This window comes from Nocardia sp. bgisy134 (assembly GCF_057708325.1).
The window spans coordinates 23,614-29,846 of the sequence record NZ_JBYIRW010000036.1; the positions used below are offsets into that span (position 1 = coordinate 23,614).

At 66.6% G+C, this 6,233-nt stretch carries 5 protein-coding genes and 1 pseudogene; 1 reads left to right on the forward strand and 5 read right to left on the reverse strand.

All coding sequences use genetic code 11. From position 1 onward, the window contains the following. Positions 1-1,047, forward strand: coding sequence for an aminotransferase class V-fold PLP-dependent enzyme (locus AC3ERS_RS35770; RefSeq protein ID WP_431972587.1), 1,047 nt, complete (start codon positions 1-3; stop codon positions 1,045-1,047). A 113-nt stretch (positions 1,048-1,160) separates the two neighbouring features. Here the strand turns inward: AC3ERS_RS35770 and AC3ERS_RS35775 are convergent, their stop codons facing one another. The 5 genes and pseudogenes from AC3ERS_RS35775 to AC3ERS_RS35795 form a co-directional block, all read right to left on the reverse strand. Next, positions 1,161-1,586 carry a hypothetical protein gene (locus tag AC3ERS_RS35775; protein ID WP_431972588.1) on the reverse strand — a complete coding sequence of 142 codons (426 nt, stop codon included), beginning with the start codon at positions 1,584-1,586 and terminating at the stop codon, positions 1,161-1,163. 272 nt (positions 1,587-1,858) lie between these two features. Beyond that, positions 1,859-2,977, reverse strand: coding sequence for a serine hydrolase domain-containing protein (locus tag AC3ERS_RS35780; protein ID WP_431972589.1), 1,119 nt, complete (start codon positions 2,975-2,977; stop codon positions 1,859-1,861). A 7-nt stretch (positions 2,978-2,984) separates the two neighbouring features. Next, positions 2,985-3,857 (reverse strand): helix-turn-helix domain-containing protein, encoded by an 873-nt coding sequence (locus AC3ERS_RS35785; protein ID WP_431972590.1) that lies wholly within the window; start codon positions 3,855-3,857, stop codon positions 2,985-2,987. Positions 3,858-4,242: 385 nt separating this feature from the next. Continuing rightward, complete coding sequence (locus AC3ERS_RS35790; RefSeq protein ID WP_431972591.1) at positions 4,243-5,259, reverse strand: beta-keto acid cleavage family enzyme; 1,017 nt, start codon at positions 5,257-5,259, stop codon at positions 4,243-4,245. Positions 5,260-5,350: 91 nt separating this feature from the next. Beyond that, positions 5,351-6,233, reverse strand: a pseudogene (locus tag AC3ERS_RS35795) (IS5 family transposase); the annotation flags it as partial.

Below are 6,233 nucleotides of genomic sequence, written 5' to 3' on the forward strand. Positions count from 1 at the left end.
ATGTCCTCGCTAGCGCCCGATGAATTCCGTTCCGAGACCGCCTATCTCAACACCGCCTCCTACGGACTGCCCTCGAAACGGGCGCTGACCGCGAAGGCCGAGGTCAACGCCCGCTGGGCGGCGGGAAGGGGCGGCCCGATGACTCACGATTCGATGGTGCCGGAGCTGCGTGCTGCGTTCGCGAGGCTGCTGACCGGCGCGCACCCCGATCACATTGCGCTCGGCAGCGGCGTCGCCGGTCTGGTGGGTCCGGTGGCGGCCGCGCTGCCGCCCGGCGCGGAGGTGCTGCTCGCGGCGGGCGAATTCGCCTCGGTGTCCATGCCTTTCGTGCATCGCGGCGATCTGGCGGTGCGGGTGGTTCCGCTGGCGGAGCTGGCCGCGCAGGTGCGGCCGGAGACCGCGTTGGTGGCCGTGAGCGTCGTGCAGTCCGCCGATGGGCGTATCACCGATTTGGCCGAGCTGCGCGCCGCCACCGCGGCCAACGGCGCCCGGCTGCTGGTCGACGCCACCCAGGCGGCGGGCTGGCTGCCGCTGCGCTTCGCCGACGCCGACTACTGGGTCTGCGCGACCTTCAAATGGCTGATCGGCGCGCGCAGCGTGGCGTTCTTCGCCGCAGCGTCCGAGGCTGCCGCCGCACTGCGCCCGATCGGGCCGAGCTGGTACGCCGCCGAGGACCGCTGGACCGAGCTCTACGATCCGCGCGCCCTGCCGGTCACCACCCGCCGCTTCGACGCGACCCCGGACTGGCTGGGCGTCGTCGCCGCGTCGGCCGGTCTCGGCCTGATCGAGGAGCTGACCGTCGAGAAGATCAACGCGCACAATCTCGATCTGGCCGACCGCTTCCGCGCCGGTCTCGCCGAACTCGGCCGAGAGCCGGTGCCAGGGCGTTCGGCGATCGTCGTGGTTCCTGGCGCGGGCGAACTCGCACCGCAGCTGGAGGAGGCGGGCGTGATCGCCTCGGCCCGGGCGGGCTCACTGCGTTTCGCGTTCCACCTCTACAACGACGAGACAGACGTGGACCGCGCGCTCAACGCACTGGGTTCCTGAGCAGAACGGGGCGGACTTGGACCGGGTACGGCGGTCGATCGCCGACGTCGTGCGTGCCGTGCGGTCGAAGGCGCCGACCGCGACCGTCCGATCGCTGGACACGGCACCCGCGCTCAGCTCAGTGTGAACGTCGCCGTACCCGAGATCTGCTCCATCTCCCTGTCGTTCGAGTCCAGCGCGACGATCCGAGCCTCCACCCGGCCGAGGCCCGGCGCCGTGCCGAAACCGACGATCACGCCGTCCACCATGTTCTGGACGACACCGTTCACGACGCGGTGCTGCTGCCCGTCCGCGTACCCGGTATCCAGGTTCTTGAAGCGCACGGCGACCTTCCAGTCCGAGCAGCTGTCCCCGGTCTGGGTGACCTTCACCCGCACGCCGAACGTGCCAGGCTTCTCCTGCTGCACGGTGACCGCGTCGATGATCGCCGAGCAGCTGGTCGGAACCAGGCGCGTCAGGGTCGGCGAGAACGGAAAGCCTGGGTCGTGCGGAATGGCGGTAGATGGCGCTGCGAGCCCGACCACTCCGGCAGCGGCCACCGCTGCGATGACACCGACACGGACCGAAAACTGTTGTAGCTGTTTGCGATTGAGAGTCACGCCCGGTTTGTCGGGTCACCAACAGCCGTTGTTACCACAGTAGTTGCGTTAGTGAAATCACTGTAACATCTGGAAACGATGCTGTTGATGATCTCAACGGCCAGGTCCGAAAGCCGTTACAGCTCAGAAGATCTCAGCTTCACCGCTGATCCGGCGGCAACGGCGACTGTTCCAGCCCGCAGAGATCCCGTCCCTGGGCGAACTCTGGTGCATCAACCACACAGCGCCAGTTGGGTGAGAGCCCGAAGTGCGTCGTCGATGGGATGGGGCTGCGGTTTCCCCGAGGGGTCGAGTTGGTTCCATCGCTGCAGGTTGACCGCGATGGACATTTGCCGTCTGCCGTCAGCGCTGGTCATGGACATCGCGCCGCCGCCCCAGACCGAACCCTCATGGCCCCAGTAGATGCCGTGACCGGGCACCGTCATCTTCTGCAGGCCCAGACCGTAGTCGAGTGTCTTTCCCTCGAAGGAGATGACCGGAACGGTACGTTGCATCTGCGCCAGCGACGCTCGACTGATGATTTCGCCGGCCAGCAGCAGGCCGAAGAAGCGGTTCAGGTCCGCGACGGTCGATATCAGCGAAGCCGCCGGCCCCACCCACGACATGTCGTAGACGCTGTAGTCGCGCGGCGGGTCGATCATGCCGAACCACGCCTCGTAGTGCAGTGAGTGCGGTCCGTTGATATGCGGTCCGGCCGGGAGCTCGGTGTCCCGCAGCCCGGCGCGCTCGATGATGTTGCGGGTGATGTATTTCTCCGCCGAGGTACCGGTAATCGACTCCAGGAGTTGGCACAGGAGCAGATAATTGGTGTTCGAGTACACCCCGGGTGTGCCACCCGGGGTCCCGGTAGCGGGCGCAGAGACCCCCATCTCGATCAGCTCGATCGCGTGAAACCTGGTGAACCGGCTGTCATCCAGGCTGGTCGGTGTCGTTTTCGCCAGGGCGGGGAAGGCTGCGAGGGACGGGTAGGCATGCGGGAGGTATTCGGCGAGGCCGCTGGTGTGGTCGATCAACATCCGGACCGTGATCGCCGCGCCTCGTTCGCCGGGAACCAGCCGCGGCAGGTAGTGGCCGATGGGCGTGTCGAGCTCGATTTCACCATCGTCGACCAGCTGCAACACAGCGGCGGCGGTGAACGTCTTGGTGATGCTGCCGACACGGTGTCGCATATCGGCCGTGACGGGGCGGCCGGTGGCGACATCGGCGACTCCGGCGGCGCCACGCCAGACTTGGTCGTCGTCGCGCACCTCGGCGAAAACTCCGGGCATGCCGGCGCGATGAACGGTCTCCAGTGCTGTCTGTAGCTTCTCGGGATCGAATGTGCTGGTCACGGCACCACTATCGACCGACCGCTCCCGCCCGGTATTGGAAAAAACTTCCCCAGGCCCGGTGCCTCTGCTGGGCGATGGTGGGCAGATAGTGCGCCCTCAGTGCCCCCGGCGTGCGGTTGGCGAATATCGACACGTCTCGGCACAGATGAGCCTGATCGGTGTATCCGCAGTCCACCGCGACGTCGGCGGCGGGCCGCCCCGCCAGCAGACCGTCGACCGCGTACCGGAACCGGACCAGCATCGCCGCCCGCTTGGGTGTCAGGCCGATCTGGGACTCGAACCGCGCCCACAGCCGCTTGGGGCTCCATCCGAGGGATTCGGCGAGCTCACCGATCTTCACCTGGCCACGGGAGGTGAGTATGCGATTCCAGCCGGCGAGCACCTCCGGGTCAGGCGTCCGCATCGGCCTTTCACATTGCGCCAGAAACGATTTCGTCACGGCGAAACGTTCGTCCCAGGTCCGGGTGGACGCGAGTTGCTCACGCAGTCGCCGAGCCCACGATCCCCACAGGTCTTCCAGAGCGACCACGCCCCGGCCCAAATCAGTTGGGGAAACACCCAACAGCGAATACGCCTGTATCGGCGACAAGCGAACCTCGATGCACTCTGCCCGCTCGCCACGAACACGCATGGCCTCCACGGGAAGCCCGACAACGAAGCCACCGAGGGTCCGCCGCCCGACAGCATCGTCGACGATCAGCCCGCGATCCCCGAATTCGATCACCACGGTGATCGCCGCTGTCCCGGCAACCCGAAGATCCAACCCCGCGCCACCCGCGTCGCGATAACCGATGATCGCGGCACCCAGCGGCACGGCATCGGCCGGACCTGCGAAATCCCACCCCACATCAGGCTCGCGGCCGGAATCCACAGTTCCCACCCGTCCAGGCTACGGAAAGGTGAGGACACCGCCATCGCTCACGCAGGCCCGTCCGTGCCGACGATGTCGACGCCTACACCGACGATCATGCCGCTGGGCGCGCGGGCCCACTGTGCTGCACCGTAGTAGTCCGAGGCCGAGATCTGCTGTTGCTCAGGACATTCTGCTATGCGGATGAGCGGACGGTCCTGCGGATCCGCCGCACATCGAACACGGGACCACCGGGCGCGGCGCGAATCGGTCCATCATCCAATGCAAGTCGATAATGCTGCGCTCGGTGTCGCGGTCACTGGTGCTCCCGCCTGGATGCCGAGTGCCCCGAGCTGGCCGAGAATATTCATCCGATCATCCGGCATGCTTCCGCGCACTACGACTACCAAATACACTAGCCCCAAAGAGCGGCCATGACATCGTCCACGCCGGCCGGAGGGCGCCTATGCTGCGCGCCGAGGTCAGCCGCCTGTGCCACCAGCTCCTCGTTGGTTGGCTGTCCTTGTCCGGCATAATCCTCGAGACCGACTCGGACGTGGCCGCCCGCTCGCAGGGCTGCCTCGGCGAGCCCTGATCCGAGTACGTCCCCCCACGGCACCCCGACCATCCAGGGAAGTCCCACGTCGCTGATCATCTCGACGTAGGCATTCAGGCCGGTCTGCGTCGGCGGTAGGCCGAATAGTGCCGCTTGTCCGCCGAAATACAACTGGATCTTCGTCCGCTTCGGCAGCCGCCCCGCCTTGTGGTGCGCGAGGGTGAGTCTGAGGAAGCCGGGCTCGAAGATCGACACGTGAAGCGGCAGGTCGGCCTCACGGCACCACCCGAACACCTGGTCGACGTCGGCAGCGGAGTTGCCGAAGACGGGTAAGGCCATCGGTCCTTCGGGACCGCCGAAAGCAAGCGACAGGCAACCCGCATCTGCGGTGGTCATGGTCAGGGAGCCGCGCCGATGGAGCTCTTCGATGTGCGAGAAACGATCGGCGACCACGGACGTGCGCTCACCCGATGTTGTGGGGTGCATCAGCAAACCGGGTCGGGTCTCCCAGATTTGGCTCCACGCCGCTTCGTAGGGATCGGCCGAATGCACGCTCGGCTCACCGAAGTTCGGCTCGTCGTTGTGGTTGTGCACGATGGTTGCGCCCGCGTCGACACAGGCGAGAGTCGTCGCGACGATCTCCTCGACCGTACGCGGCACGTTGGGATTGACCTCCTTCGACGTCGACCCATTGATGGCGGCCTCGATCACCAGCGGCTTACCCCAACTCATTCGACCCCCATAGGCGTGTGACGTACGGGCGCAAGCCTCGCTGGAATCGATCCATTGCGCAATATCCGCATTCGACCAGCGGCAGGGGTCGTGGATCACTTGCCGCACAAGCGATTCCGACACGCACATCAGCTTCGCGATCAACCCGCCACCACGGGTGGCTGGTTACAGCATCAACTTTCCTGGACGCGGCACTAGCCCGTGAATGGATCGCTGGCACCCCTAGGAAGTGTCCTCAAAGCCATATGAGCAGGGTGGCCAGGTCGAGCATGCCGCGGTAGGACAGTGCGGTCTTGTCGTAGCGGGTGGCGATGGCTCGATACTGTTTGAGCCGGTTGAAGCAACGTTCGACGACGTTGCGGCGGCGGTAGGCCAGCGGGTCGAACGTCGGTGGGCGGCCACCGGCTTGGCCGCGGCGACGCCGGTGGGCCTGTTGATCGGCGCGTTCGGGAATCGTCGCGGCGATCTGACGCCGACGCAGATACTGCCGGATCGCCCGTGAGGAGTAGCCCTTGTCGGCCAGTACTCGCCGCGGCCTCGTCCAGGGTCGTCCGCGACCGGGGCGTGGCATGCGGATACCAGCCAGCACGCGGGTGAACACGGTGCAGTCGTTGACGTTGCCGCCGGTCAACACGATCGACAACGGCCGCCCCAATCCGTCGCAAGCCAGGTGGATCTTCGTCGTCGGCCCACCACGAGAACGACCGATCGCGTGGTCAGCGGGCTCGCCGTCCGTTTCGGGGTAGAACCCGGTCCCCGCCGATGTGGACCACCCGGTCGCGGCGGGCGCCGGCGGCGTGCTGATGGGCGCGCACGATCGAGGAGTCCACCGACACCTCTCGGTCGAGTTCGGCGACGGCGTCGGCGATCACCCGCACCCGCGCCACCAACAGTGACAAGGTGCCGTTGCGTGACCAACGCCAGAACCGGTTGTAGACGGTCTTCCACGGCCCGTACCGCTCGGGCAGGTCCCGCCAGGCGATCCCGGTCTTGGCCTTGTACAGCATGCCGTTGACCACCCGCCGGTCATCGACCCGCGGGCGGCCCTTCGCTCCCGAGGCCGGCAGCAACGCCGCCACGACCTGCCACTGCTCATCGGTCAACTCATGCCTGCGCAC

Coding starts and splice junctions, on each gene's coding strand:
- AC3ERS_RS35770 (WP_431972587.1), top strand. CDS start 1: ATGTCCTCGCTAGCGCCCGATGAATTCCGTTCCGAGACCGCCTATCTC.